This is a genomic window from Pseudokineococcus marinus (assembly GCF_013004605.1).
GTDB classification, from domain to species: domain Bacteria; phylum Actinomycetota; class Actinomycetes; order Actinomycetales; family Quadrisphaeraceae; genus Pseudokineococcus; species Pseudokineococcus marinus.
Map to the genome: position 1 here is coordinate 1 of NZ_JABEMA010000529.1, position 1,324 is coordinate 1,324.

Sequence of the window (1,324 nt, forward strand, 5' to 3'; positions counted from 1 at the left end):
ATGCGGTTCTTGCGGTACCCGCGCTGCTCGGCGGCGGCGGTGGTGTCCGTGCTCACTGCGTCCTCGCTCACTTCTCGCTCCCCCCGGCGGCCGGGGCGCGGTCGGCGGGGATGCCGACGAGCTCGGCGGCCCGCACCTGCTCGCGCACGTAGGCGTCGCCGTCCTCGGCCGCGAGCGGGGCGCCCGCCCGCTCGGCGGTGGTGAGGAAGCTGTCCACGAGGCAGCAGTGCACCCACCGGAGCAGCTCGGGGTCGGAGGCGGCGTAGTCCTCGCCCGTCTCGGGGTCCGTGCCCCGGACGCGGCGGTGCACGCCGCGCACGCGGGCCGCGAGCGCCGTCGCCTCGGCCGTCGACCCGAAGGTCGTCGTCGCGACGAAGTCCGCCGTCGTCGTGAGCCGCCCCCACGGGTCCACGCGGAAGCGCGAGTGCTGGTCGACGCCCGCCATGGCGAGCGGGTGCAGGGCCTGCAGCAGCAGGGCGCGCAGGCCGGCCACCCCGGCCACGGGGTCGGCGTGCAGGCGCCAGGTGACGCTGTCGGGGCCGAAGAGGCCGGGATCGCCCGCCGCCGGGTCCCGGCTGGCGCCGTCGCCGCGGCGCGCCGGCCCGCCAAGCCCGGTCCCGCGTGCGGCGCGCGGCGTCACGAGGCGAGCGGTGCGCTCGCGCGGAGCTCGAACCAGACGCACTTGACGGGCCGGCCGTCGTCGTGGCGCCGGTCTCGCAGACGGGAGCCCCACGCCGACGACAGCATCTCGACGAGCTGCAGGCCCCGGCCGCCGAGGTCGTCGAGGTCCGGGTCCTGCGGGCGGATCGGGCTCGGGCTCGCGTCGTCGACCTCGACCCGCACCACGCCCGCGCTGACCTCGGCGTGGACGTGGACGGGAGGGCGCCCGTGGCGGACGGCGTTGGTCACGAGCTCGGAGGCGAGCAGGAGGGTCGTGTCGGCCGCGTCCTCGTCGAGCTGCCAGGCCGCGAGGGCCCGACCGAGCAGCTGCCGGGCCCGCGGCACCTCGGCGGTGTCGGCCTCGAGCTCGGCGATCAGCTGCACGCCGGGATTGTGCCCTACGGCACCCGTGTCCCGGTCGACGGGGAGGTCGGTCGGCACGGCGTCACCCCTGGGACGAGGGGGCCGGGGCGTCGGCGCCCGGCCGACGTCCGCTGGCGAGCGAGCCGCTCGGCAGCTCGCCGCCGGCCTGGCGGGCCGCGGGAGCGCCGCGCTCGGCACGCCCCTGCCCCTGCCCCTGCCCCTGCCCCTGCGCGTTGGGGCTGGCGACGCCGATGTCGGTGATGGTCGGCGTCGGCCGCGCCGCCGGCGCCGGGGTGCTGGT

At 78.5% G+C, this 1,324-nt stretch carries 2 protein-coding genes and 1 pseudogene; all 3 read right to left on the minus strand.

The window, feature by feature from the left end:
• Positions 1-67: 67 nt before the first annotated feature.
• On the minus strand, positions 68-640 hold the full coding sequence (locus HLB09_RS17240) for an oxygenase MpaB family protein (RefSeq protein ID WP_171204510.1): 573 nt from the start codon (positions 638-640) through the stop codon (positions 68-70).
• A complete protein-coding gene (locus HLB09_RS17245; protein WP_171204511.1) occupies positions 637-1,044 on the minus strand; it encodes an ATP-binding protein in 408 nt (135 codons plus the stop codon). Before HLB09_RS17245 ends, HLB09_RS17240 begins: the two co-directional genes overlap by 4 nt.
• Before the next feature lie 61 nt (positions 1,045-1,105).
• Positions 1,106-1,324, minus strand: a pseudogene (locus tag HLB09_RS17990) (hypothetical protein); the annotation flags it as partial.